21 protein-coding genes and 1 riboswitch are annotated in these 24,379 nt (G+C 74.1%); of the genes, 7 read left to right on the top strand and 14 right to left on the bottom strand.

The genetic code is table 11. The features are described 5' to 3' along the window. Positions 1-25 precede the first annotated feature (25 nt). Positions 26-2,848: an aminomethyl-transferring glycine dehydrogenase gene (gcvP, locus tag GA0070614_RS01130; RefSeq protein ID WP_088974233.1), complete on the top strand. Its 2,823-nt coding sequence runs from the start codon at positions 26-28 to the stop codon at positions 2,846-2,848. A gap of 128 nt (positions 2,849-2,976) precedes the next feature. On the opposite strand, the gene GA0070614_RS01125 is transcribed toward gcvP, so the two are convergent. Then, positions 2,977-3,177 (bottom strand): DUF5999 family protein, encoded by a 201-nt coding sequence (locus GA0070614_RS01125; RefSeq protein ID WP_088974232.1) that lies wholly within the window; start codon positions 3,175-3,177, stop codon positions 2,977-2,979. A gap of 123 nt (positions 3,178-3,300) precedes the next feature. Between GA0070614_RS01125 and GA0070614_RS01120 the strand changes: the two genes are divergently transcribed. Continuing rightward, positions 3,301-4,500: a chorismate-binding protein gene (locus GA0070614_RS01120; protein ID WP_088974231.1), complete on the top strand. Its 1,200-nt coding sequence runs from the start codon at positions 3,301-3,303 to the stop codon at positions 4,498-4,500. Positions 4,501-4,629: 129 nt separating this feature from the next. Here the strand turns inward: GA0070614_RS01120 and GA0070614_RS01115 are convergent, their stop codons facing one another. The 4 genes from GA0070614_RS01115 to GA0070614_RS01100 all read right to left on the bottom strand — a co-directional run bounded on the left by GA0070614_RS01115 (position 4,630) and on the right by GA0070614_RS01100 (position 10,008). Continuing rightward, positions 4,630-5,448, bottom strand: a complete 819-nt coding sequence (locus tag GA0070614_RS01115; RefSeq protein ID WP_088974230.1) for an SWIM zinc finger family protein — start codon at positions 5,446-5,448, stop codon at positions 4,630-4,632. Next, positions 5,445-8,162 carry a DEAD/DEAH box helicase gene (locus GA0070614_RS01110; RefSeq protein ID WP_088974229.1) on the bottom strand — a complete coding sequence of 906 codons (2,718 nt, stop codon included), beginning with the start codon at positions 8,160-8,162 and terminating at the stop codon, positions 5,445-5,447. The genes GA0070614_RS01115 and GA0070614_RS01110 overlap by 4 nt, the downstream gene beginning before the upstream one ends. A 92-nt stretch (positions 8,163-8,254) precedes the next feature. After that, complete coding sequence (locus tag GA0070614_RS01105; protein ID WP_088974228.1) at positions 8,255-9,061, bottom strand: ABC transporter permease; 807 nt, start codon at positions 9,059-9,061, stop codon at positions 8,255-8,257. Further along, positions 9,058-10,008, bottom strand: a complete 951-nt coding sequence (locus GA0070614_RS01100; RefSeq protein ID WP_088974227.1) for an ATP-binding cassette domain-containing protein — start codon at positions 10,006-10,008, stop codon at positions 9,058-9,060. The genes GA0070614_RS01105 and GA0070614_RS01100 overlap by 4 nt, the downstream gene beginning before the upstream one ends. A gap of 72 nt (positions 10,009-10,080) precedes the next feature. Between GA0070614_RS01100 and GA0070614_RS01095 the strand changes: the two genes are divergently transcribed. Together GA0070614_RS01095 and def are read left to right on the top strand one after the other, a co-directional pair. Continuing rightward, complete coding sequence (locus GA0070614_RS01095) at positions 10,081-10,863, top strand: TetR/AcrR family transcriptional regulator (protein ID WP_088974226.1); 783 nt, start codon at positions 10,081-10,083, stop codon at positions 10,861-10,863. 21 nt (positions 10,864-10,884) lie between these two features. Then, the gene (def, locus tag GA0070614_RS01090) at positions 10,885-11,394 is read left to right on the top strand and encodes a peptide deformylase (RefSeq protein ID WP_088974225.1); all 510 of its coding nucleotides are present in this window, start codon (positions 10,885-10,887) and stop codon (positions 11,392-11,394) included. A 49-nt stretch (positions 11,395-11,443) separates the two neighbouring features. Here def and GA0070614_RS01085 read toward each other — a convergent pair whose 3' ends face one another. The 3 genes from GA0070614_RS01085 to GA0070614_RS01075 all read right to left on the bottom strand — a co-directional run bounded on the left by GA0070614_RS01085 (position 11,444) and on the right by GA0070614_RS01075 (position 14,318). Next, a complete protein-coding gene (locus tag GA0070614_RS01085; RefSeq protein WP_088974224.1) occupies positions 11,444-13,015 on the bottom strand; it encodes a VWA domain-containing protein in 1,572 nt (523 codons plus the stop codon). A gap of 161 nt (positions 13,016-13,176) precedes the next feature. Further along, positions 13,177-13,956: a GNAT family N-acetyltransferase gene (locus tag GA0070614_RS01080; RefSeq protein ID WP_088974223.1), complete on the bottom strand. Its 780-nt coding sequence runs from the start codon at positions 13,954-13,956 to the stop codon at positions 13,177-13,179. A 5-nt stretch (positions 13,957-13,961) separates the two neighbouring features. After that, the gene (locus tag GA0070614_RS01075; protein ID WP_088974222.1) at positions 13,962-14,318 is read right to left on the bottom strand and encodes a winged helix-turn-helix transcriptional regulator; all 357 of its coding nucleotides are present in this window, start codon (positions 14,316-14,318) and stop codon (positions 13,962-13,964) included. Between the two features lie 102 nt (positions 14,319-14,420). Here GA0070614_RS01075 and GA0070614_RS01070 point away from each other — a divergent pair, with 102 nt between their 5' ends. Further along, positions 14,421-15,035, top strand: coding sequence for a malonic semialdehyde reductase (locus tag GA0070614_RS01070; RefSeq protein WP_088974221.1), 615 nt, complete (start codon positions 14,421-14,423; stop codon positions 15,033-15,035). A gap of 46 nt (positions 15,036-15,081) precedes the next feature. On the opposite strand, the gene GA0070614_RS01065 is transcribed toward GA0070614_RS01070, so the two are convergent. After that, positions 15,082-15,852 (bottom strand): sulfite exporter TauE/SafE family protein, encoded by a 771-nt coding sequence (locus tag GA0070614_RS01065; RefSeq protein WP_408630792.1) that lies wholly within the window; start codon positions 15,850-15,852, stop codon positions 15,082-15,084. A gap of 201 nt (positions 15,853-16,053) precedes the next feature. Here GA0070614_RS01065 and GA0070614_RS01060 point away from each other — a divergent pair, with 201 nt between their 5' ends. Beyond that, positions 16,054-16,833 carry an endonuclease/exonuclease/phosphatase family protein gene (locus tag GA0070614_RS01060; RefSeq protein WP_088974220.1) on the top strand — a complete coding sequence of 260 codons (780 nt, stop codon included), beginning with the start codon at positions 16,054-16,056 and terminating at the stop codon, positions 16,831-16,833. A 121-nt stretch (positions 16,834-16,954) separates the two neighbouring features. Beyond that, positions 16,955-18,541: an NAD(P)-binding domain-containing protein gene (locus tag GA0070614_RS01055; RefSeq protein WP_088974219.1), complete on the top strand. Its 1,587-nt coding sequence runs from the start codon at positions 16,955-16,957 to the stop codon at positions 18,539-18,541. A gap of 9 nt (positions 18,542-18,550) precedes the next feature. Here the strand turns inward: GA0070614_RS01055 and GA0070614_RS01050 are convergent, their stop codons facing one another. The 5 genes from GA0070614_RS01050 to GA0070614_RS01030 form a co-directional block, all read right to left on the bottom strand. Next, the gene (locus GA0070614_RS01050) at positions 18,551-19,165 is read right to left on the bottom strand and encodes a nitroreductase family protein (protein ID WP_231933798.1); all 615 of its coding nucleotides are present in this window, start codon (positions 19,163-19,165) and stop codon (positions 18,551-18,553) included. 103 nt (positions 19,166-19,268) lie between these two features. Next, positions 19,269-20,396, bottom strand: a complete 1,128-nt coding sequence (locus GA0070614_RS01045; protein ID WP_088974218.1) for a carboxylate-amine ligase — start codon at positions 20,394-20,396, stop codon at positions 19,269-19,271. 90 nt (positions 20,397-20,486) lie between these two features. Continuing rightward, on the bottom strand, positions 20,487-21,656 hold the full coding sequence (locus GA0070614_RS01040; protein WP_088974217.1) for a M20/M25/M40 family metallo-hydrolase: 1,170 nt from the start codon (positions 21,654-21,656) through the stop codon (positions 20,487-20,489). Positions 21,657-21,776: 120 nt separating this feature from the next. After that, positions 21,777-22,658: a bifunctional 5,10-methylenetetrahydrofolate dehydrogenase/5,10-methenyltetrahydrofolate cyclohydrolase gene (locus GA0070614_RS01035; protein WP_088974216.1), complete on the bottom strand. Its 882-nt coding sequence runs from the start codon at positions 22,656-22,658 to the stop codon at positions 21,777-21,779. A 13-nt stretch (positions 22,659-22,671) separates the two neighbouring features. Next, a riboswitch (ZMP/ZTP riboswitch) is annotated at positions 22,672-22,753 on the bottom strand. A 64-nt stretch (positions 22,754-22,817) separates the two neighbouring features. Further along, the gene (locus GA0070614_RS01030; RefSeq protein ID WP_088974215.1) at positions 22,818-23,822 is read right to left on the bottom strand and encodes a tyrosine-type recombinase/integrase; all 1,005 of its coding nucleotides are present in this window, start codon (positions 23,820-23,822) and stop codon (positions 22,818-22,820) included. Positions 23,823-24,379: the final 557 nt, after the last annotated feature.

The following is a 24,379-nucleotide window of genomic DNA, read 5'->3' as shown; positions in this document are numbered from 1 at the left end:
CTCGCCCCCCGTAGGAGCGCAGCGCATGACCGCAGAGCAGTTCGCCGACCGGCACATCGGCCCCGACCGGGACGACGAGCGCCGGATGCTGCAGGCCGTCGGCTACGACTCGATCGACGAGCTGATGGACGCGGCCATCCCCGAGGTGATCCGCTGGCACGGCACCCTGGACCTGCCGGAGCCGGCCGGTGAGCGGGAGGCCCTCGCCGAGCTGCGCGCCCTCGCCGGCGCCAACACCGTCGCCGTGTCGATGATCGGTCTGGGCTACCACGGTACGCACACCCCGGCGGTGATCCGTCGCAACGTGCTGGAGAACCCGGCCTGGTACACGGCGTACACGCCGTACCAGCCGGAGATCAGCCAGGGCCGGCTGGAGGCGCTGCTGAACTTCCAGACGATGGTGACCGACCTGACCGGGTTGGCCACCGCGAACGCGTCGATGCTCGACGAGGGCACCGCGGCGGCGGAGGCGATGACCCTGGCGCGGCGGGCGTCGCGCAGCAAGAGCCCGGTGTACGTCGTCGACGCCGACACCCTGCCGCAGACGATCGCGGTGATCGGCAGCCGGGCGGAGCCGCTGGGCATCGAGGTGCGGGTGCTGGACCTGGACGTCGAGGAGCTGCCGGCGGAGTTCTTCGGCCTGCACCTGCAGTACCCGGGGGCGTCCGGGGCGGTGCGCGAGCACCGTGGCCTGGTACAGGCGGCGCACGCGGTGGGCGCGTTGGTGACCGTGGCGGCGGATCTGCTGGCGTTGACGCTGCTGCGTCCGCCCGGCGAGATCGGGGTCGACATCGCCGCCGGCACCACCCAGCGGTTCGGGGTGCCGATGGGCTTCGGTGGCCCGCACGCCGGGTACCTGGCGGTGCGGTCGGGGCTGGAGCGGATGCTGCCGGGCCGGCTGGTGGGGGTGTCGCGCGACGCCGACGGCAATCCGGCGTACCGGCTGGCGTTGCAGACCCGTGAGCAGCACATCCGGCGGGAGAAGGCGACCAGCAACATCTGCACCGCGCAGGTGCTGTTGGCGGTGATGGCCGGCATGTACGCCGTGTACCACGGGCCGGACGGGCTGCGGGCGATCGCGCGACGTACCCGGGAGATGGCGGCGCGGCTCGCGGCCGGGCTGCGCGCCGGTGGGGTGAGCGTCGCGGACGTGGCGTTCTTCGACACCGTCACCGCGACGGTGCCGGGCCGGGCGGCCGAGGTGGTCGCGGCGGCGGCGCAGCGCAACGTCAACCTGCGGCTGGTGGACGCCGACCGGGTCGGGATCTCCTGCGACGAGACGACCACCGTCGCGCACCTTCAGGCGGTGTGGGCGGCGTTCGGGGTGCCGGTGTTCGACGGTGACGCCGACGTGGCGCTGCCGGCGGCGCTGCGCCGCGAGTCGGACTTCCTCACCCACCCGGTGTTCCGCAGCCACCACTCGGAGACGGCGATGCTGCGCTACCTGCGCCGGCTGGCCGACTTCGACTACGCGCTGGACCGGGGCATGATCCCGCTGGGGTCGTGCACGATGAAGCTCAACGCCACCACCGAGATGGAGCCGGTGACCTGGCCGGAGTTCGCGCACATCCACCCGTTCGCGCCCGAGTCGCAGACCGCCGGGTACCGGGAGATGATCGCGCAGCTGGAGGCGTGGCTGGCGGAGGTGACCGGGTACGACGCGGTCAGCGTGCAGCCCAACGCCGGGTCGCAGGGGGAGCTGGCCGGGTTGCTGGCCATCCGGGCGTACCACGCCTCGCGGGGGGCGGGGCACCGGGACGTGTGCCTGATCCCGTCGTCGGCGCACGGCACGAACGCCGCGTCGGCGGTGATGGCCGGCATGCGGGTGGTGGTGGTCGGGTGCGACGCCGACGGCAACGTCGACCTCGTCGACCTGGACGCGAAGATCGACAAGCATCGGGACGACCTCGCGGCGATCATGGTGACGTACCCGTCGACGCACGGCGTGTACGAGACCGGTATCGCGTCGCTGTGCGCGAAGGTCCACGACGCCGGTGGGCAGGTGTACGTCGACGGGGCGAACCTCAACGCGCTGGTCGGGTTCGCCAAGCCGGGCCGGTTCGGCGCGGACGTGTCGCACCTGAACCTGCACAAGACGTTCTGCATCCCGCACGGCGGTGGTGGGCCCGGGGTGGGCCCGGTGGCGGTGCGGGCGCACCTGGCGCCGTTCCTGCCCGGTGACCCGGGTGCGGCGCACGTCGACGGCCGGCCGGCGATCTCGGCGGCGAAGTACGGCTCGGCGGGCATCCTGCCGATCCCGTGGGCGTACCTGCGGATGATGGGCGCGTCGGGGCTCACCCGGGCGACCGGGGTGGCGGTGCTGGCGGCGAACTACGTGGCGGCGCGGCTGCGGGAGCACTTCCCGGTGCTGTACGCCGGCAACAAGGGCCTGGTGGCGCACGAGTGCATCCTGGACCTGCGGCCGGTGACGAAGGCGACCGGGGTCAGCGTGGACGACGTGGCGAAGCGGCTGATCGACTACGGCTTCCACGCGCCGACGATGTCGTTCCCGGTGGCGGGGACGCTGATGGTGGAGCCGACCGAGAGCGAGGACCTGGCCGAGCTGGACCGGTTCTGCGACGCGATGATCGCCATCCGGGCGGAGATCGACAAGGTCGGCTCGGGTGAGTGGCCGGCCGGGGACAATCCGCTGTCCAACGCGCCGCACACCGCGGCGATGGTGTCGGCCGACGAGTGGCCGCACCCGTATCCGCGGTCGGTGGGGGCGTACCCGGCGGGGGTGCGGCCGGCGGGCCGGTACTGGCCGCCGGTGCGGCGCATCGACGGGGCGTACGGCGACCGGAACCTGGTCTGCTCGTGCCCCTCGCCGGAGGCGTTCGAGGACTGAGCCGTGCGCTGCGCCGGGGCGGACGTCGTGCCGCCCCGGCCGGCTTGGGTCGACCTGGGGAGGGCGGTCCCTGACCGGGGGACTAGCCTGAGCCGAGGTGACCTGCTCCGGTACGGAGAGTGGTCGCCTCAGGCTACGAGTGCGTGGCGGGCGGGGCCGCGGTGCGGGGCGATGGTGCTGCCGTCGGGGAGCAGTTCGCCGGTGTCCTCGAAGACGATGACACCGTTGCAGAGCAGGCTCCAGCCCTGCTCAGGGAAGCAGGCGATGACCCGGGCGGCTTCCCGGTCGGTCGCTTCGGCGGAGGGGCAGGTGGGTTGGTGCTGGCACATCGGGTTCTCCGGACTGTGGGGGCACTGTGTCATGGTTCACATGACCAGTGACGCACAGTACCAAGCGCAAGCGCGCGGGATCGAGCAGCGATCCGTCTTGTTCACTCGAAATCGGCTGAACGGATGAGCCAAGTCCGCCCTTACGGCGTGGAAGCGCTCCCACGACCGCCGGTCGATATACCCGGCGTACCGGTTGCGTGCCGCAACGTGCTGGTCGAACGGGACCGGTGCGAGTGGACGGTCACCGACGGTGGCGACCCGGCGGAACTGATCGAGACGTTCCTCGCCGGACACGGAATCGACCTGCGCGACCTGGCCCGACCCGCCCGCCACGACCCGTACGGCGCGTGCGGCGCCGCCGTGTTCGTCTCCGCCGCCGCCGGCGCGGTCATGGCCGGCGGCCCCATCGGCGCGCCCACCCCGGTGCCGGCGCTGCCCGACGTGGCCGTGGTCGTCTACGCGCACGACCCGCACCTGGCCGCCGCCGCCCGCACCCCGGCGCCGCCGGCGCCCTGGCGCCTCGGCGACTGGCGGGAGAGCTGGACGCCGCGCCAGCACGCCGACGCCGTGCAGGCGGTACGCGCCGCCATCGGCCGCGGCGACGTCTACCAGGTCAACGTCGTCGGGCACGCCGCCGCCGCGTACCGCGGCGATGCCGGCCCGGTGCTGTCGCGCCTCGCCGCGCTGCCCGGCGCCCGCTACGGCGGCACCCTGCGCGGCGACGGCTGGGCGGTCGGCTGCGCCTCCCCGGAGACCCTGATCGAGCTGCGCGACGCGCGCCTGCTCACCCGGCCGATCAAGGGCACCCGCCCGGCCACCGCCGCCGGCCGCCGCGACCTGCTCGCCTCGGCCAAGGAACGCGCCGAGCACATCATGATCGTCGACCTGGAACGCAACGACCTGGCCCGGGTGGCCCGCACCGGGTCGGTGCGCGTCGACGAGCTGTTCGCCGTCCGTCGCTGGTGCGACCTGTGGCAGGCCGAATCGACCGTGTCCGCGCAGCCGGCCGACGGGCTGGGCCTGGCCGGCCTGCTGCGCGCGCTCTGCCCCGGCGGATCGGTCACCGGCGCGCCGAAACTGGCCGCCCTCGCGCACATCGCGGCCCTGGAGCCGGTCGGGCGGGGCGCCGGCATGGGTGCCCTGGGCTGGGTGGCGCCCGGCCACGTCGACCTGGGGCTGACCATCCGCACCGCCGCCGCCGACGCGGATCGGCTGCACGTCTGGGCGGGCGGGGGCATCACCGTCGACAGCGACCCGGCGGCCGAGGTGGCCGAGGCGGCGGCCAAGGTCGCCCCGGTGCGGGCCCTGCTCGCCGCCGGCTGACCCGCCGGGTCCGCACCCTCCCGAGCCCGGCCGATCCGGTGCGAGCCTGCCCACCGCCGGCCGCAGCCGGACCCTGCTCGCCGCCGGCCGCACCGGCCCGAGCCCCGGCCGGCCGGCCGGCGGGTCCGCTCAACCCGCAGGCAGCGGCGGGTCGGCCAGCAGTGCGGCGGCCCGCTCGGCGGCCAGCCGGATCCGCTCGCGCAGCACCGCCACGTCCACCTCCGGCCCGGGCGGCAACGGCGGCAGCGTGACCGCCGCCGGCGCGTCCGGCGGGCGGGGCAGCGGCCCGGGCGTCGTGGCGTAGGCCGACCCGGCCGGGATGCCGTCGCCGGCCACCTCGGCCCGCGCCGGTGTGCCGTCCGGCGTCGACCCGGTCGTGGTGGAGATCGTGTCCGGGATCGTCGGCGCGGTGGCCGGCGGGGCCAGCAGGGCCCGGGGGTCACGGCCACGGATCAGCAGCAGCAACAGCGGCTCGGCATCCAGCAGCCACGCCACCTGATGGCCCACCGCCGCCGCGTGCCGGCACGGATGGTCCCAGTCGGGGCAGTCGCACTCGCACAGCAGCTGCCCCGGCTCCGGCGACAGCCGCACCCCGGCGGTCTCGACCAGGTCGGCGGGCAAGTGCCCGGCCAGCAGGGCGGCCAGGTGCCCGGAACGGGCGGCGAGCGCGGCGGCCAGCCGCTCCCAGTCGGCCTGCGGCAGCGCATCGACGCGCAGCACGCTGTGGTGCGGCTGCTCCGGGTCGCCGTCGTGCACCGTGGCGGCGACCCGGCCGGGGCTGATCGTGATCGGTCCGACGTGTCCGCGTACGGCGTGCCGGCGGCCCCGCCGCAGCGGCTGCGGGTCCAGCGCGGACGCGGTCAGCGCCGCCAGCCAGCCGGCCGCCCACCGGGAGCGGGTGCGCCGCCCCGACCCGGGCGGGAACGCCGGGAAGCCCCGGGCGTTCACGCCGGCCCCCGCAGGGTGACCAGCTCGGCCAGGGCGTCGTCGTCGAGGTCGGCCAGTCCGCCCGCCCCGGCGTCGAGGACCGCCTCGGCGAGTTCCCGTTTGCCGGCCAGCAGGGCGGCGATGCGGTCCTCGACGGTGCCCTCGGTGATGAGCCGGTGCACCTGCACCGGCCTGGTCTGCCCGATCCGGTACGCCCGGTCGGTGGCCTGGTCCTCCACGGCCGGGTTCCACCACCGGTCGAAGTGCACGACGTGGTCGGCGCGGGTCAGGTTCAGCCCGGTGCCGGCGGCGCGCAGCGACAGCAGGAACACCGGCGCGTGCCCGTCGCCGAAGCGGCGCACCAGCTCGTCGCGGCGCGTCGGCGGCAGTCCGCCGTGCAGCAGCAGCGACTCGACGCCCCGCTCGTGCAGGTGCCGGTGCAGCAGCCGGGCCATCGCCACGTACTGGGTGAAGACCAGCACCGCCGAGCCGGCGGGCAGGATCGTCTCGAGCAGGTCGTCGAGCAGGTCCAGCTTGCCGGAGCGGCCGGCCAGCCGCGGCGCGCTCTCGCGCAGGTACTGCGCCGGATGGTTGCAGATCTGCTTGAGGGCGGTGAGCAGCTTGACCACCAGGGCGCGGCGCAGCGGCCCGTCGGTGCCGGCGATCGTGTCGAGCAGTTCGGTGACGGCGCCCTGGTAGAGGGCGGCCTGTTCGGCGGTCAACGCGACGGGCTGATCGGTTTCGGTCTTGGCGGGCAGCTCGGGGGCGATGCCGGGGTCGCTCTTGCGTCGGCGCAGCAGGAACGGGCGGACCAGCCGGGCCAGTTCGGCGCGCCGCTGCGGCGGGGCGCCGGCGGGGCCGACCCACCGGGCGCGGAACTCGGGCAGGGTGCCGAGCAGGCCGGGGGTGCTCCAGTCGAGCACCGCCCACAGGTCGGTGAGGCTGTTCTCCACCGGGGTGCCGGTCAACGCGACCCGGGCGGCGGCGGGCACGGCCCGCAACGCCCGCGCCGCGGCGGCGGCCGGGTTCTTGACGTGCTGGGCCTCGTCGGCGACCAGCAGCGGCCAGCGCCGCCCGGCGAGCAGGTCGACGTCGCGGCCCAGGGTGGCGTAGGTGGTGAGGACGAACCCGCCGGTGAGGCCGTCGAGGGTGCGGCCGGGGCCGTGGTGGCGGCGGACCGCGACGCCGGGGGCGAACCGGGCGATCTCGCGTTCCCAGTTGCCGAGCAGGGACGCCGGGCACACCACCAGGGTGGGGCCGGCGGTGCCCGGGTCGGCCTGCCGGTGCAGGTGCAGGGCGATCAGCGTGACCGTCTTGCCCAGCCCCATGTCGTCGGCGAGGCAGCCGCCCAGGCCGAGCGCGGTCAGCCCGGCCAGCCAGCGCAGCGCGTGGCGCTGGTAGTCGCGCAGGGTGGCGGCCAGGCCGGCCGGCGCCTGCACCTCGGCCGGGGCGGCGAGCCGGTCGCGTACCTGCCGGGCCCAACCCTCGACGGCGAGCGGGACGTCGGCACCGTCGACGGTGAGCGAGCCGGTCAGCGCGGCCCGCAGCGCCGCGACCGGCGCCAGCGGCGTGGGCGCGGGCCGCCGGATGCGGGCGGCCAAGTCCGCATCGACGAGCACCCAGTGCTCCCGCAGCCGCACCACCGGCCGGTGGGCCTCGGTGAGGGCGCGCAGCTCGGCGGGGGTCAGCGTGACGCCGTGCAGCGCCACCCGCCAGTCCAGGGCCAGCCCGCCCAGGTCACCGAGCAGGCCGGTGACGCCGGCGGGTGGGCGCAGCCGGGCGGTGGCGGTCAGCTCACGGCTGAGCCCGGCGGGCCAGTGCACCTCGATGCCGGCGGCGGCCAGTCGTCGGCCGCCGGCGCCGAGCAGGTCGGCCAGGTCGTCGTCGTCCAGCGCCAGCACGTCGGGGACCGGCTGCGCGAGCAGCCCGGCCAGCGGCGGCCAGCAGGCGGCGGCGTCGCGCAACGCCAGCAGGGTGGTGTCGCGGGTGGCGGCCGGGAACCCGGGCACCGGGCCGGAGAACAGCGCGGCGGCGTCGGTGAGCAGGCCGGCGGCGGTACGGCGGCGCAGTTGCACCACCGCCCGCCACGGCCCGTCGGGCGCGTCGAGCGGTTCCAGCCGCAGGGACAGCCGGACGGCGGCCTCGGCGTGCACGGCGACCCGGGTGGCCCAGTCGCGCAGCCGGGGTACGGGTGTGGCGCGGCTGGCCGTCCACGGGCCGTCGCCCGTGTCGTCGCGGGGCAGCAGGTCGGCGACCGCGTCGAGGAAGTCGCGCAGCAGCCGGGCCGCATCGGGCAGCCGGACCGACGATCGGCCGGGCAGCGGCCGGGCGCGGGCGGTGGCGGGCATCGCGGCGGCCAGGTCGCGCAGCCGGGCGGTGTCGGCGTCGTCGAGCGGACCGATGCGCCACCTGTCGTGCCCGGCGGGGCTGACGTCGGGCAGCAGCAGGCCCCGGGCGGCCAGGTGCAGCGCCTCGCGGGCCGCCGCCGCCCAGAACACCGCCGACGGGTGGGCCGCGTCGGCCACGGCCAGCAGCAGCGTCACGCCCTGCGCCAGCGGGACCCGACGCGCCGGCACGGCCGCCGTCGTGCCGTACGGCGGCGTCGCCAGGCTCACCTGCGCGGACGTGCCGGGCCCGGCCGGTGGCGCGTCACCGTCGGGTGACCAGAGCAGCAGTGTCCCGGCGCGGGGCGGGTCGGCGGGGCTGAAGGTGACCGCGTAACGGCCGATCGTCACGGATGCTCCTGCGGGGTCGCCGGTCCGGTCATGTGCGGGTGGGGCCGTCGCGGCGGCCCGGGGCAGGACGGGGGTGCTCACGCGGGTCCTCCTCACCGGCTCAGCCGCCGCCAGCGGCGCACGGACAGCGGCAGGAACACGGCGGTCAGCAGCAGCGGCCAGGCCACGGCGAGGAGGACGGCGTGCTGCGCGGCGAGGGAGTCGCCACCCCAGCCGGGGTTGCCGAACAGCTGCCGGCAGGCCGCGACGGTGGCCGACAGCGGGTTCCACTCGGCGAGCGCGGCCAGCCAGCCGGGCATGGTCTCGGGGGCGACGAAGGCGTTGGAGGTGAAGCCGACCGGCCAGACGACGATCTGCAGCGCCGCCACCGCCTCGGGGCTGCGCAGCAGCAGGGCCAGGTGGACACCGACCCAGATCAGCGCGAAGCGCAGCAGCAGGAGCAGCCCGACGGCGGCCAGCGCCGCCAGCGGGCCGTGGTGCCATCGCCAGCCGAGCGCGACACCGCAGGCCAGCAGCACGGCCAGGGCGGCCGTGGCGTGCAGCAGGTCGGCGACGGCGCGGCCGGTGACCACCGCCGAGGACGCCATCGGCAGCGACCGGAACCGGTCGGTGACGCCCCGGGCGCTGTCGGTGGCCACGGCGGTGTACGTGGTCTCGACGCCGAAGGCCATCGTCATGGCGTACATGCCGGGCAGCAGGAACTCGCGGTAGTCGCCGCCGCCGGGCACGCGCATCGCGCCGCCGAACAGGTAGGCGAACATCAGCACCAGCAGGACGGGGAAGAGCAGCCCGACGGCGAACGGGACGGGTTGGCGCACCCAGTGGGTCAGGGCGCGGCCGGTGAGGGTGGCGGTGTCGGCGGCGACCCAGCGCAGCCGGTGCGGGGCGAGGACGCTCACGCGACCACCTCCTGGTGACGCTCGGCGGTCAGCCGCAGGAAGACCTCGTTGAGGGTGGGGCGGCGCAGCGCCACGTCGGCGGCGGTGAGCCCGGCGTGTTCGAGGGCGCGCAGCACGGCGCCGACGGCGGCGACCCGGTCGGTGACCTCGACGCTGACCCGCAGCCGGTCGGCCTCGATGCGCGGCGTCGTGCCGATCGCCGCGCCGATCGTCGCGGCGGCCGGGGCGAGGTGGTCGCCGTGGTGCAGCCGCACCTCGACGCGGTCACCGCCGAGGGTGGCCTTGAGCTGCTCGGGGCTGCCGGCGGCGACGACGCGGCCGTGGTCGACGATGCGCACGGTGTCGGCGAGCTGGTCGGCCTCCTGCAGGTACTGGGTGGTGAGCAGCACGGTGCTGCCGGCGGCGACCAGCGCGCGTACGGCGTCGGACAGCTCGCCGCGGGAGCGGGGGTCCAGCCCGGTGGTGGGCTCGTCGAGGAAGAGCACCGGCGGGTCACCGATCAGCGCGGCGGCCAGGTCCAGGCGACGGCGCATGCCGCCGGAGAACGTGCCGACGGGCCGGTGCGCGGCGTGGGTGAGCCGGAAGCGCTGCAGCAGCTCCTCGGCGCGGCTGCGGGCGCGGGCGGGGGAGAGGTGACGCAGCCGGCCGAAGAGCACCAGGTTCTGCCGGGCGCCGAGGACCTCGTCGACGGCGGTGTGCTGACCGACCAGGCCGATGTGGGCGCGTACCCGTTCGGGATGGCGGGCCACGTCGTGCCCGGCGACCCGGGCGGTGCCGGCGTCGGCGCGCAGCAGGGTGGTGAGGACGCGCACCAGGGTGCTCTTGCCGGCGCCGTTGGGGCCGAGCACCGCGCAGAGCGTGCCGGCCTGCACGCTCAGGTCGACGCCGGTGAGGGCGTCGGTGTCGCCGTAGCGCTTGCGTAGCCCGTGCACCTCGATGACCGGCATGGACGACCCCTCTCCCCGTGACCGTGCGTTGTACCGTACACCATACGGTACGAGGGACGGTAGGGTGGCGCCATGAGCGTCGAGTACAGCGGCACCGGTGACCCCGCGCGCAGCCTCGCGCTGCTCTGGCGGACCCGGGAGAAGACCAGCCGCAAGGGCGGCGAGCTGAGCGTCGAGCGGATCGTCCGCGCCGCCATCGAGGTCGCCGACGCCGAGGGGCTGGCCGCGCTGTCCATGCGGCGCGTCGCCGAGCGCCTCGGGGTGGGCACCATGTCCCTCTACACCCACGTGCCCGGCAAGGGCGAGCTGCTCGACGTCATGCTCGACACCGTCTACGGCGAGACCGCCCGCCCGCGGGACGTCGACGGCGGCTGGCGCGGTCGCCTGGAGCAGATCGCCCGGGAGAACTGGGCGCTGTACCTGCGCCACCCGTGGCTGTTGCAGGTCGCCACGACCCGCCCGCCGCTGGGCCCCAACGTCACCGCCAAGTACGAGTACGAACTGCGCGCCGTGGAGGGCGTCGGCCTGAGCGACCTGGAGATGGACGCCGTGATCACCCTCCTCGACGGCTACGTCCACGGCGCCGTACGCGGCGCGGTGGAGGCCGCCCAGGCCGCCCAGCGCACCGGCATGACCGATGAGCAGTGGTGGCGGGCGCACGCGCCCTACCTGGAGAAGGTGATGGACCCGCAGCGTTTCCCCACCGCCGCCCGGGTCGGCACCGCCGCCGGCCAGGAGTACCAGGGTCCCTCCGACCCGGGGCGGGCCTTCGAGTTCGGGCTGGCCCGCATCCTCGACGGAGTGGCCGTGCTGATCGGTGAGCGCCGAGGCGGGGCGGGGCCTGCCGGGGCGTGACGGGCCGATAGCCTCTTCGCCATGACCGTACGCCCGATCCGGATCATCGGCGATCCCGTGCTGCGCACCCCCTGCGAGCCGGTGACCAGCTTCGACGCCGAGTTGCAGCACCTGGTCGACGACCTGATGGACACCCTGACCGGCGCGCCCGGGCGGGCCGGGGTGGCCGCCCCGCAGATCGGGGTGAGCGCTCAGGTGTTCGTCTACGACGCCGACGGGCACCGCGGGCACATGGTCAACCCGGTCATCGAGCTGTCGGAGGAGTCGCAGGACGACGACGAGGGCTGCCTGTCGATCCCCGGGCTGTACTTCCCGACCCGGCGGGCGATGCACGCCACGGTGCGTGGCGTCGACCGGCACGGCGAGCCGCTGACCATCTCCGGCAGCGGGTTCCTGGCCCGGGCGTTGCAGCACGAGACCGACCACCTGAACGGGCGGCTCTACGTCGACACGCTGCGCGGGGAGACCCGGCGCCGGGCGCTGCGCGAGATCCGCGCCGGCCGCTTCGACTCGCCGAGCCGTCGCCGCTGACCGGCGCGGGCTGGGGGCGACCGGTCGGCCGCCCCCAGCCGCTCGTGGATCACTTCGGCGGCGGGGCCACCAGGCAGGTCGCGGTGGAGGTGTTGCCGGAGTCGTCCACACCGGTGATGATCGCGTCGCCGCGCAGCGTCACCTTGTAGTCGATGTCGCCGGTGCCGTCCTTGACCTTGGACTGCGCGCCCGGCGCCTGCACCAGCTTGATCTTCGTGCCGGCGGGGAACGGACCGAACTTCACGCTCGGGTCGGCCGCGTCACCGATGAAGACCTGCACCGCCGTGTCGACGATGTCGGTCGAGGTGAGCTGGTAGAACCCGTCCGGGTTGTAGGAGCCGGGGGTGTTGTCCCCGCTGGGGTTGTTCGTCGGCACGCACTGCGTGCTCGGCGCGGTGGTGTCCACCACCCGCATCGTGGCGGTGTCGCTGCCGACGTTGCCGGCGGCGTCGGTGGCGGTGCAGGTCACCGAGGTGTCGCCGAGGGCGAACGTGCTGCCCGGCGGGGGCACGCAGGTCGGGGTGAGCGGACCGTCGACGTTGTCGGTGGCGGTGGCCGGGTAGTCGATGACCGCGCCGGCCGGGCTGGTCGCCTCGACGGTCTGGTCGTCGACGACCACGACCGGCGGGGTGACGTCGTTGACCGTCACGCTGATCCGCTGGACGAACGCCGCCCCACCGGACAGGCCGTTGAGCAGGAAGTCCACCGTGCAGTGCAGGGTGGCGCCCTGCGGCGCGCCGGCGGCGACCGTGATGGTCTCGGCGAACGGCACGTCGGTGCCGCTCTGCTGGGTCCGCGAGGGCGCGTCGAAGGTGACGCCGAGCCCCGCGTCGCAGGAGGTCACCGTCGGGGTGACGGTGACGTCGAGGTCGCGCAGGCCGCCGAGGATGGCCTCGGTGACGGTGTCCGGGGTGCTGCCGACGAGCTGGCCGCCGGTGGCGGCGACGACGGCGCTGGCCTGCCCGGTGGCGTCCAGGCCACCGCCGCCACCGCTGACGTTGACCGCCAGCACCCGGGCCTCGTCGGCCTGCAGGGCGGTGGTGGCCTGCGCCAGGGTGTGCCCGGCGCTGGGGTCGTGGCTGGGGGCGTCACCGACGAGCACCACGATCCGGCTGCTGCCGGCGCGGTAGGCGATCGCCCCGTCGGAGACCTGGAACAGCGCGTTCACCCACGCCTCGGGGACGTCCCCGCCGCCGCCCGGGGCCAGCCCGTTGACCGCGGTCTGCAGCGCGGTGGCGTCGTCGGTCAGGTTCTGCCGCACCCGGAACAGCTCGGCGCCGTCACCCTCGTCGCGGTACGAGGCGACCGCGAACTGCGCGCTCGGCTGCGCGGCGCGCACGTTGTCGATCACCTGCTGCAGGTTGGCCTGCACGTCGCTGATGACCCCGCCCATGCTGCCGGTCGTGTCGACCAGCAGCACCACGTCGGGCCGCGGCGGGATCGGCGGGGTGGAGACGACCTTGTCGACGTCGATGCTGGTGCCGGGATCGGTGGAGGTGGCCACCACCGCCGGGGTCACGCCCGGCGCCGCGTACGCCGGCGCGCCGGCGACACCCACCAGGGCGGCCACGGCGGCGGCGAGGACCGCCCACCGTCTGCCCGCCCGTGTTGTCACTGCCATGTGTGCTCCTTCAGCTCCGCCGCGTGATGACGCGGCCTCTGCCGGGAGACGCTAGGGGGCCGTGGGACGCCGGCCGGTCCGACACGAGTCCAGGCCGGCGTCGGGTACCTGACCGTGCGTGTCGACTGGACATGCTGCCGGTCACGACAGGTCGAGGCGGGTCACGACAGGTCGAGTCGGGTCAACCGGTGCTCGCCGAAGTCGGCGGCCCGGGTGAAACCCAGCCGTTCGTACAGCCGCACGGCGGGCTGGTTGTCGGCGCGTACGTTGAGCACGATCTGCCCGACGTGCGGGCGCAGCCGCGCGCACAGCGCGGCGACGGCCGCCGCGGCGAGCCCCTGGCCCCGTACGGCCGGGTGGGTGGTGACGTTGCCCAGCGCCGCCACCCGGTAGGCGGGCGAGAACACGTGCACCCCGGCGACGGCGACCAGCGTGCCGTCGCGGCGGATCCCGACGTACTGGCCGGTGTCGAGCATCCGCGCGTCGAAGAAGTTGCCCGGGTACGCCTCGGCGTACAGGGCGCGCAGCGCGGGCAGGTCGGCGCCGCCGAGCGGCTCCCCGGCCGGGACGACACCGGCCAGCCGCGCCGGGTCGGTCAACGCCATCCGGTGATGCGCGGCGCCGTCCGGGATCCGGTACCAGCGGCGCAGCACCTGCGCCAGGCCGGGGGACAGGTGCGCGTACAGGCGGGCCGGCAGGACCGGCGCCAGGTCGGTGAGCAGCGCCGCGAGCGCGTCGCGTCGCTGCGGCGGGGCCAGGGCGATCAGCACCGGCTCGTCGACCCCGTGGTACAGCAGCGCCACCTCGTCGTCGCGGCGGAACCACGACGTGTACGGCCAGAAGAAGTCGTCGAGGTCGCCGAGCTGGTAGGCGTGCAGCACCGGATCGCGGCGCAGCAGCGCCGCCAGGGTGGCGCGGTCGTGTTCGGCGCGGACCGGCATCGGGCTCAGCGGCCCCCGGACGCCTCGGCGGGCAGGTTCTCGTCGCCCCAGCGGGCCAACGCCCGCAGGGCGGGCAGCAGGGCCGCGCCCCGGTCGGTGAGCTGGTAGCTGACCCCCAGCGGTGGGCCCTCCCGGACGGTGCGCTGCACCAGGCCGACGCGGGCCAGCTCGCCGAGGCGGTCCGACAGCACCGATTCGCTGATCCCCGGCAGCGCGCGGGCCAACTCGGCGAACCCGGCCGGCCCCTCGGTGAGGGTGCCCAGGATCATGCCGTTCCACCGCTTGCCCAGGAACGCGAACGCCCGGGTGAGCCCCCCGGGGCAGGCGCGGGCGCCCCCGTCGGCCGGAGGAGTGGACGTCATGGGCCCAGCATACGTGGCCCTCACCGCATCGGAGGCACTACTAAAAAGCTAGCTGCTACCCTCGCAGCAGTGCCCCCCCTGCCGAGCGACAGAGGAAGATCGATGACCGACGTCCTGCCCGAACACCTGATCACCCTGCACCCCGACGCGCAGGCGCAACTGTTCACCGAGGCCCGCACCGCCAACACCTTCACCGACGCCCCCGTCACCGACGAACAGCTGCGAGCCGTCTACGACCTGGCCAAGTACCCGCCGACCGCGATGAACAGCCAGCCGCTGCGGATCCTCTACCTGCGCCCCGGCGCCGGCCGCGAACGACTGCTGCCCCACGTCGCCGACGGCAACCGCGCCAAGACCGCCACCGCCCCGGTCGTCGCCGTCCTCGCCGTCGACACCGACTTCCACGAACACCTCGACCGGATCTTCCCCGTCCGCCCCGGCCTGCGCGAACACTTCGCCGCCGACCCCGCCGGCCGCGAGCGGACCGCCCGGTTCAACGCCACCCTGCAGATCGGCTACTTCCTGCTCGGCGTACGCGCCGCCGGCCTGGCCGCCGGCCCGATGGCCGGCTTCGACACCGCCGGCGTCGACGCCGAGTTCTTCGCCGGCACCGGCTGGAAGTCCCTGCTACTGGTCAACATCGGCCACCCCGGCCCCGACGCCTGGCTGCACCGCCTGCCCCGCCTGGACCACGACGACGTCGTCCGGCACGCCTGACCCCCCGCGCCGCCGGCCACGGCTCACCCGTGGCCGGCGCCCCGGCTCAACCCGCCCACTGGTCCCAGCCCAGCTTCACCACCAGCGCCAACACCACCACCAGCAGCACCCCCCGCACGAACCCGGCACCCCGGCGCAACGCCATCCGCGCGCCCAGCATCGCCCCGGCCACGTTGCACACCGCCATCGCCGCGCCCAGCAGCCACCACACGTGCCCCGTCGCCGCGAACACCACCAACGCCCCCAGGTTCGTGCCCGCGTTGACCACCTTCGCCATCGCCGAACCCTGCACGAAGTCCGCACCCACCAACGCGGTGAACGCCACCACCAGGAACGTGCCCGTACCCGGCCCGATCAACCCGTCGTACAACGCGATGCCCACCCCGGCCACCGCCACCGCCGCGGCCACCCGCACCCGGGTCCGCCGCTGCGGCTGCGCCACCACCCCCAACCGGGGCCGCAACACCACGAACAACGCCACCGACACCAGCACCACCAGCACCACCGGCCGGTACGCCCGCGCCGGCACCGCACCGGCCAGCGCCGCCCCCACCCCGGCACAACACACCGCCACCGCCGCCGACGGCCCCGCCACCGCCCAGTCCAGCTTCGTGCGCCGCGCGTACGTCACCGCCGCCGTCGACGTGCCCGCGATCGCCGCCAACTTGTTCGTGCCCAACGCCGTGGCCACCGGCACCCCCGGCGCCGCCACCAGCAACGCCGGCAACAACAGCAACCCACCACCACCGACCACCGCGTCGACCCACCCGGCCATCGCGGCCGCGGCGAGCAGGGTGGTCAACGACAACGGGTCCAGGTCCACGGCCGGCCATTCTGCCCACCCACCGCGACCCGCCGCGCCACCCTGTGGGCCACCTCACCGCAGGTCCGACACCTCACCGACCCCGCCGCCGACGCACCCACAACCCCGCCGCCGCCACCGCGACGAACACCAGCATCGAACACAGCAACACCTTGACCACCCGGCAACCATGCCACGCCGACGTAGGGTGCAAGGGTGCGCCTGGCGACGTTCAACCTGCTGCACGGCCGCTCCCTGCACGACGGCCTCGTCGACCCCGACCGGCTCACCACCGCCGTCAAGGCCCTCGACGCCGACATCCTCGCCCTGCAGGAGGTCGACCGCGACCAGTCCCGCAGCGGCAACCTCGACCTCACCGCCATCGCCGCCCGCGCCCTCGGCGCCCCCGAACACCGCTTCGCCGCCGCCGTCGTCGGCACCCCCGGCGAAACCTTCCGCCCCCTGCGCCACGACGACGACGGCCACGGCGAACCCTGCTACGGCGTCGGCCTGATCAGCCGCCACCCGGTACGCACCTGGCAGGTCACCCGCCTCAAGCCCGCACCCGTACGATCCCCGATCTACATCCCCGGCCCCGGCGGCGGACTCGTCCTGCTGCGTGACGAACCCCGCGTCGTGCTCGCCGCCGTCCTGGACACCCCCCACGGGCCCCTCACCGTCGCCGCCACCCACCTGTCCTTCGTCCCCGGCTGGAACGCCCACCAACTCCGCCGGGTCGTACGCGCCCTGCGCGCCCTGCCCGCACCCCGCATCCTGCTCGGCGACCTCAACCTGCCCGCCGGCCCCGCCCGCCTGCTCACCGGCTGGCAACCCCTCGGCCGCCACCCCACCTACCCGGCCGCCAACCCCCGCGTACAACTCGACCACGTCCTCGCCGACCGGCAGGGCCTGGACCGGCTGCCCCCGGTCACCGCCGTGCACACCCCCCGCTCGGCCATCTCCGACCACCGGCCCCTCGTCGTCGACCTCGGCTGACCGTCCGGCCGAGGCCACCCCGTCCGTTCGCGGCGACAAGCCGGATCATCACCGCGAACCCACCCGACCCACCGCTCACCCACCGTTGACACACCACCACCGATCGGTGAAGGTCACTGTCGTGGTCACACTTCCCGCGCACCCGACGCCGGCCGCCGACACCCCCGACCGGACCGAGGCCCACCGGTACGTCATCATCGGCGCCGGCCCCGCCGGCATCCAACTCAGCTACTACCTGCAACAGGCCGGCTGCGACTACGTCACCGTCGAACGCGCCCCCGCGCCCGCCGAGTTCTTCCGCCGCTTCCCCCGCCACCGGCGACTGATCTCCCTCAACAAGGTCCACGCCGTCAGCACCGACCCCGAGATCCGGCTGCGCTGGGACTGGAACAGCCTGCTGCACGAACCCGCCGACCTGCTGTTCCCCAAGTACAGCAGCGAATACTTCCCACACGCCGACGACATGGTCCGCTACCTCACCGACTTCCAGCGCTACCACCAACTCGCCGTGCGCTACGACACCGACGTGCGCCGCATCGAACGCCTCGACGACGGCAGCTTCGCCGTCCACACCAGCCAGGGCCGACTGCACGCCCGATGCGTCATCGTCGCCACCGGATGGGGCCGACCCCACATCCCCGACGTACCCGGCATCGAACACGCCGTCGGCTACGAGGCGATGGACACCGACCCCGCCAGCTACGCCGGACAACGCGTCCTGATCCTCGGCAAGGGCAACTCCGCGTTCGAGACCGCCTCGTCGATGCTCGGCCACGCCGCCATGATCCACCTGGCCAGCCCCCGACCACTACGCCTGGCCTGGAACACCAAACACCCCGGCGACGTACGCGGACACCACGGCGCCGTCCTCGACAGCTACCAGTTCAAGACCCTGCACTCCGTCCTCGACTGCGTCATCGACGACATCCGCCCCACCGGCAACCGCTACCAGGTCCACCTCACCTACACCCACGCCGACGGCGAAACCGCCGTCATGGAGTACGACACCGTCCTGCGCTGCACCGGCTTCGCCATGGACACCACCATGTTCGACCCCACCTGCGCACCCCGGATGACCCCCAACGGCCGGATGCCCGCCACCGACCCCGACTGGCAGTCGGTCAACGTCGACGGGCTCTACTTCGCCGGCACCATCGCCCAGGACCGCGACTTCAAACGCGCCTCGTCCGCCTTCATCGACGGCTTCCGGTACAACCTGCGCACCCTCACCGCCCTGCTGCGCGAACGCTACGACGACACCCCACTACCGCACACCGACGTCCCCGCCGACCCCGACACCCTCACCACCCTGGTGCTCGACCGGGTCAACTGGAGCTCCGCCCTGTGGACCCAGTTCGAATTCCTCTGCGACGCCCTCGTCCTGCACGACGGCCGACTGCACCACTACACCGACCTGCCCGAGGACTACGCCCGCCGCCGCTTCCGCGACAGCACCCACTACTACACCGTCAGCCTCCGCTGGGGACGCGACGACTACGGCGACGTCTTCGCCATCGCCCGACACCCCCAACCCGACCGCGCCAGCGAGAGCGCCTTCATCCACCCCGTCGTCCGCCGCTGGCACGGCGACACCCTCGTCGACGAACTGCACCTGCTCGAAGACCTGCTCGCCGAATGGCGACGCCCCGACCGGCACGTCACACCCCTGCGCACCTGGTTCGCCCGCGAACTGACCACCGACCGGTGAGGACCACCCTCACCGGCGCACCAGCACCTCCGACAACGGCTTACGCTCCAGATCCGGCACCCACGCGTCCGGCGCCGGGAAACCCACCGGCATCACCACGTACGGCCGCTCCTCCGCCGGCCGCTCACACACCTCGTTGAGGAACCGCATCGGGCTGGGCGTGTGCGTCAACGTCGCCAGGCCCGCCTGATGCAACGCCGCGATCAACAACCCCACCGCGATCCCCACCGACTCCTTCACGTAGTACGGCTTCGGCGTACGCGGACCCTGATGCACCTCGAACACGACGACGACCACCGGCGCCACCTCCAGGAACGGCTTACGCCAGTCCGTACGCATCGGCGCCACCGCCTCCAACCACTGCGGCGACGCCCGACGCGCATAGAACTCCCGCTCCTCGGCCTCCGCCAACTCCCGCAGCCGCCGCTTACGCTCCCCGTCGGTCACCACCACGAACCGCCACGGCTGCAGGTTCGCCCCACTCGGCGCCGTCCCCGCCGCCCGCACCGCCTCCTCGATGACCTCCATCGGCACCGGCTCCGACGAGAAATGGCGAATCGAACGCCGCGTCGCCATCCGGTCGGCGAACTCCCGCGCCGCCCCGACCATCTGCCCCGCCGTCATCACCGACGCCGCGTCCCGCACCACCAGACCCATGACGACTCCTCCCGTCCGACCCATCATCACCCGACCGGACAGGGCACCCCTTACGCGGATAAGCCCTGCCTCACGCCGATACCCGACTCACCGACCCGGCCGTCCCCGCCACCAGGAAATCCACCGCGTCGGTCAACCGCCCCCGCCGCCGCACCGCCTCACGCTGCCGCGCCGCACCACTACCGACCGCCAACAGCTCCCCGAGACACCGATCCACCAGCGCCGCGTCCCCCAGATCCGCCAACACCGGCCCCACCGACGCCACCAACTCCGCCACCAACTCCCGCGCCGGACGCAACCCCCCACTGCCCACGTCCAACAGCTCACCCTCCAGACCGTCACGCGCCGCCCGCCAGTACGCCGCCCGCAACAGCTCACCCGCGATCTCCGGACCCGGATCCCCCCGATCCACCGCCTCCGACGCCACCACCGCCAACGCCCGCACCACCATCGCCACCAACGCCGACTCCTGCGCCGTCACCGGCACGTCCGACACCCGCACCTCCAGCGTCGGATGCGTCACCGACGGACGGATGTCCCAGAACAACGTCCCCGCGTCCACCGTGGCCCCCGCCGCCGTCAACATCCGCACCACCCGCTCGTAATGCGCCAGCGAGGTGAACCGCGGCGGCGGACCCGCCACCGGCCACCGCCCCCACACCACCGTCCGCCAACTGGCGTACCCCGAATCGCGCCCCTCCCAGAACGGCGAATTCGCCGACAACGCCACCAACAGCGGAAGATGCGCCCGCAGATGGTTACCCACCAGCAACGCCCGCTCCCGATCCGGGAACTCCACATGCACGTGCAACGCGCAGATGGCCAACTCGTCGTGCAGACCACGAAACGTCCGCGTACCCCGCTCCTGCCGCGCCCCCCGCGTCACCGGGGGAGCGGCGGCACCCGCCAGCACCGACGTGCCACTCGCCACCACCCGCACCCCCCGCTCCCGGGCGACCTCGCCGACCACCTCACGAGCCTCCACGAGCTGACCCAGCAACTCCTCACCCGAACCCACCGGCGACGTCCGCGTCTCCACGTGCAACGAGGTGATCTCACCCCCGACCCGCCCACCCAGCCGCCGCGCCGCCCCCTCCACGACCACCGCCGCCGCCGGCGTCACACACCTGCTCACCGGATCGACGACGAGGAACTCCTCCTCCACCCCGAACCGGGGACCACCCTGCCCACCCACCATGCCGCGCTCCCGCCCCTCCAGTCGGCCGGGCCGACCCGCAGCGGCCCGCCGACAGGGTATCGGCGACGGTGACGCCAGGAACACCCTCCGTCAGGCCGGCCCCCGACCCGCCCCCACCGACACGGCATCCACCTGCGGCCCCTCACCGGCGAGCACCCGGGACACCACCGCCGCCAACAACGCCACCCGCTCCGGCATCCGCGACACCTCCACGTACTCGCCACGCGCGTGCGGCAGACCACCCACACCACCGAGCCCGTCCAACGTCGGCACCCCCAACGCACCCGTGAAGTTCGCATCCGACGCCCCCGGCGCCCGCACCCCCCGCACCGGCGACAACCCCAACTCCACCCCCGACCGCTGCGCCAACCGCAACAACGGCGCCGCCACCTCCACCGGCATCGGATACCGGTTGATCCCCCCACTGACCCGCAACCGCGCCTGCGCCAACCGCGGCCGCAACGCCCGCATCCGCGCGTCCACCCGATGCAACTCCTCCCGGGTCCACGCCCGCACGTCCACCGCCAGCACCGCCGACTCCGGCACCACATTCGTCATCGTCCCCGCCGACGACACCGTCGGCGTCACACTCGTCGCCCCCGACGCGAACCCCTGCACCGCCAACACCTGATACGCCAACTCCACCCCGGCGTTCACCCCCCGGTGCGGCTCCACACCCGCATGCGCCGCCCGACCCTGCACCTCCACCCGGTACACCGAGCCACCCTTGCGCGCCACCTTCAACTCACCGGCCTCCGTCGCCGGCTCACCCACCAGCACCACACCCGAGCGCCGCGCCTGCTCCTCGATCAACGCCCGCGACCCCGGAGAACCACTCTCCTCGTCACAGGTGAGCAGCAACCCCACCTCATCGACGTCCGCCAGCAACTCCAACGCGGCCAACATCTGCACGATGCCGGCCTTCATGTCACACACACCCGGCCCCGTGGCCACGTCACCGTCCACCGAGAACGGCCACTCCCGAATCGTGCCCGCCGGCCACACCGTGTCGAAGTGCCCCAGCAACAACACCCGCTGCCGCCGCGCCGGCCACAGCAGATGCGGCAGACCATCCACCACCACCCGCTGCGCCGGCCGACCCAGCACCGCACCGCCCCAGGCGTCCAACAGATCGGCACAGGCCGTCAACGCCGCCACGTCCCCCGGCGGGGACTCACACCCGACCAACTCGCCCAACCGACCGGTCAGCACCGACGCCTTCGCCCGCGCACCGCGCAGAAACGCACCCGTGTCCACCATGACCAGATGGTGCGCACCACCACCGGCCCCGGCGCCACCTCATCCGTGCGCCCTACGCCCACCACCACGGCGACCCGCACCGACACCGGCCAACCGCACACATCCGAAGAAAGACCTGATTCAGGACCGACCCCGCGCCGCCCGCAACGCGTTACGGAACAACATCGCCACCGTCGTCGGACCCACCCCACCGACCCTCGGCGTGATCGCCCCCGCCACCCGCGCACACGACTCGTCCACGTCCGGCAGCAACCGCCGCCCCTCGTACCGCACCCCACCACCGACGACCACCGCACCCGGACGCACGTGCTCCGGCCGCACGATCCCCGGCACCCCGGCCGCCGCCACCAGGATCTCCGCCCGCCGCGTGTACCGCGGCCAGTCCGCCACCCCGGTGTGCACCACCGTCACCGCCGCGTTCGCCGTCGCCCGCTTCTGCGCCAACAACATCGCCAACGGCCGCCCCAACGTCGCCCCCCGACCCAGCACCACCACCTCACGACTCGCCACCGGCACCCCGTGGTACGCCAGCAACGCCTCGATCCCCGCCGGCGTACACGGCAACGGACCCGGCAACCCCAACGCCAACCGGCCCATGTTCACCGGATGCATCCCGTCCACGTCCTTGTCCGGATCCAGCACCTGCAACGCCCGGTCGTAGTCCAGATGCCCAGGAATCGGATGCTGCACCAGCACCCCGTGCACCCCCGCATCGGCGTTGAAATCCGCCAACACCGCGTGCAGATCCGCCTGCGACGCCGACGCCGGCAGATGCACGTGCGGCGACGCGAAACCCAACTCCGCCGCCTGCCGCTGCTTGATCCGGATGTACCCCGCGCTCGCGTCGTCGTCACCGACCAGCACCGTCGCCAACGACGGCGTCACCCCGGCCGCCCGCAGCGCCGCCACACCCTCGGCCACCTCGGCCAGGACACGCTCCGCCACCGGCCCACCCGGCAGCAGCCGAGCCGAGCCGGTCGGAGAAGAAGAGGAAACGGACATGGCTCACCCCGCCCACGGAGGCCCAGGCGGTCGACCCCCGCGACGAGCTCCCCGATGGTTCACCCATCCCCGTGCCGCCAGTCGCGTACCACCGGCAAGCCTGCCACACCGCCCGCGCCACGACGGCGACCCCCTCGGCCCGACCACCGCCCGCCGCGCTCACGACTCCGCAGCCGGCGTCAACAGCCCCGACAACACCCGGTGCGTCCGGTTCGACCGCACCGCCGCCCGCTGCTGACCCGCCGTCACCTCGATGTACGTCTGCGACGACGCCAACGACGCATGCCCCAGCAACCGCATGATCTCCGCCGCGCTCGCCCCGTCCTCCGCCAACCGCGTCGCGAACGTGTGCCGCAACGCGTGCAACCGTGCCCCCCGGGGCACCCGGTCACCGATGCCCGCCCGCCGGTAACAGGAGTCCACCAGGTACTGCAGACCACCCCGGCGCAGCGGCTCACCACGCCGATCCACCAACAGCGGCGAATCCGGCCGTACGCTGCGCGCCCCGAACCGTCGCGCCCGGCTGTCCAGATAGGCCGCCAGCACCCGGTCCAACTCCGGCTCGATCGGCACCACCCGCGGCCGGCCACCCTTGCCCGCCACGTCCACCCGCCGCTCACCGGCCCGGCCACCCACCGACGACACCCGCAACGCCAGCAGCTCCGACAGGCGTAACCCCGCGCACAGCGCCAACGCCACCACCGCCACGTCCCGCTCCGGCCACGGATCACGCTGCCGGGCGTCCTTGCGCGCCACCGAGGCCAGCAGTTCCTCCGGGGTGTCGTCGCCGCGCAGCGGCTTGGGCTGGGGGAGCGGGGCACGCGGGCGGCCCACCGCCGGCATCGGATTGCCGGCCACCACCCCCTCGGCCACCAGGAAGGTGAAGAACGCGTTCCAGCTCGACCACGCCCGGTGCACCGACGCCGCGGCCCGGGGAGCGGCGAACCGGGCGAACGCCGCACGCATGACCCGGGGGGAGAGGGTGGAGATCATGAGCTGGTCGAGGGGGAGGGGAGGGGTGGCGTCCTCGCCCACCAGCGCCGCGACGGTGCGCAGGTCCCGCCGGTACGCCTCCAGCGTGTGCGGGGAGGGCTTGCGGGTGGCCCGCGCGGTCAGGAACTCCTCGATGAGCCGTGCGACCGATTCGTCCCGTTTGTCATGCATAAGGGATATTATGCAGGAAATTCGCTTTCCCGTCGAGCCGGGCGGGTCGGGGAGAGGGCCGGAATCGTTTCGAGGCCGGGTCCGGGGAACAGCGACCGCGCTGAGCCGCATGCGCCATGGCGTGACACCCCAGCGACACGACGCCCGGGGAGTCGCCCGTGTCTGGGAAGCGCGCCCAGGCGCAGTGTCACCTCGGCGTCGGCCGGTGTCGATCAGCCGTCGTGGAGCGGCCCGGATGCGCAGCTGCAGGAAGCAGACCCTGGCGTCCGGTCCGGCCGCCCGGGCCAGACCGACGCGTGTCCGCTCGGCGACATCGTCACCGGCGACCAGCCAGAGCCGCAGCGGGCCGGGCGTCTCGAAGCATGCGCCCGTCGCGGTGCCGGCAGGCGCTGGCCGCTGCTCGGCTGCGTGACCGGCAACCGGTCGGCCGGCCCTGGCGAGGCTTGGCCGTCACGCCGGCGTGCGAACGGATGCCCACTCCCGGGGAGGGCGCCCAGGCCCTACTTGACATAATGTGCATTATCGAACCGGCGCGCAGTCCGCCGGAAGGGGCTCCA

It is taken from the genome of Micromonospora coxensis (assembly GCF_900090295.1).
Taxonomy (GTDB): Bacteria; Actinomycetota; Actinomycetes; order Mycobacteriales; family Micromonosporaceae; genus Micromonospora; species Micromonospora coxensis.
The sequence above is the reverse complement of the archived record's forward strand: the minus strand, read 5'-3'. Positions and strand labels throughout refer to the sequence as shown.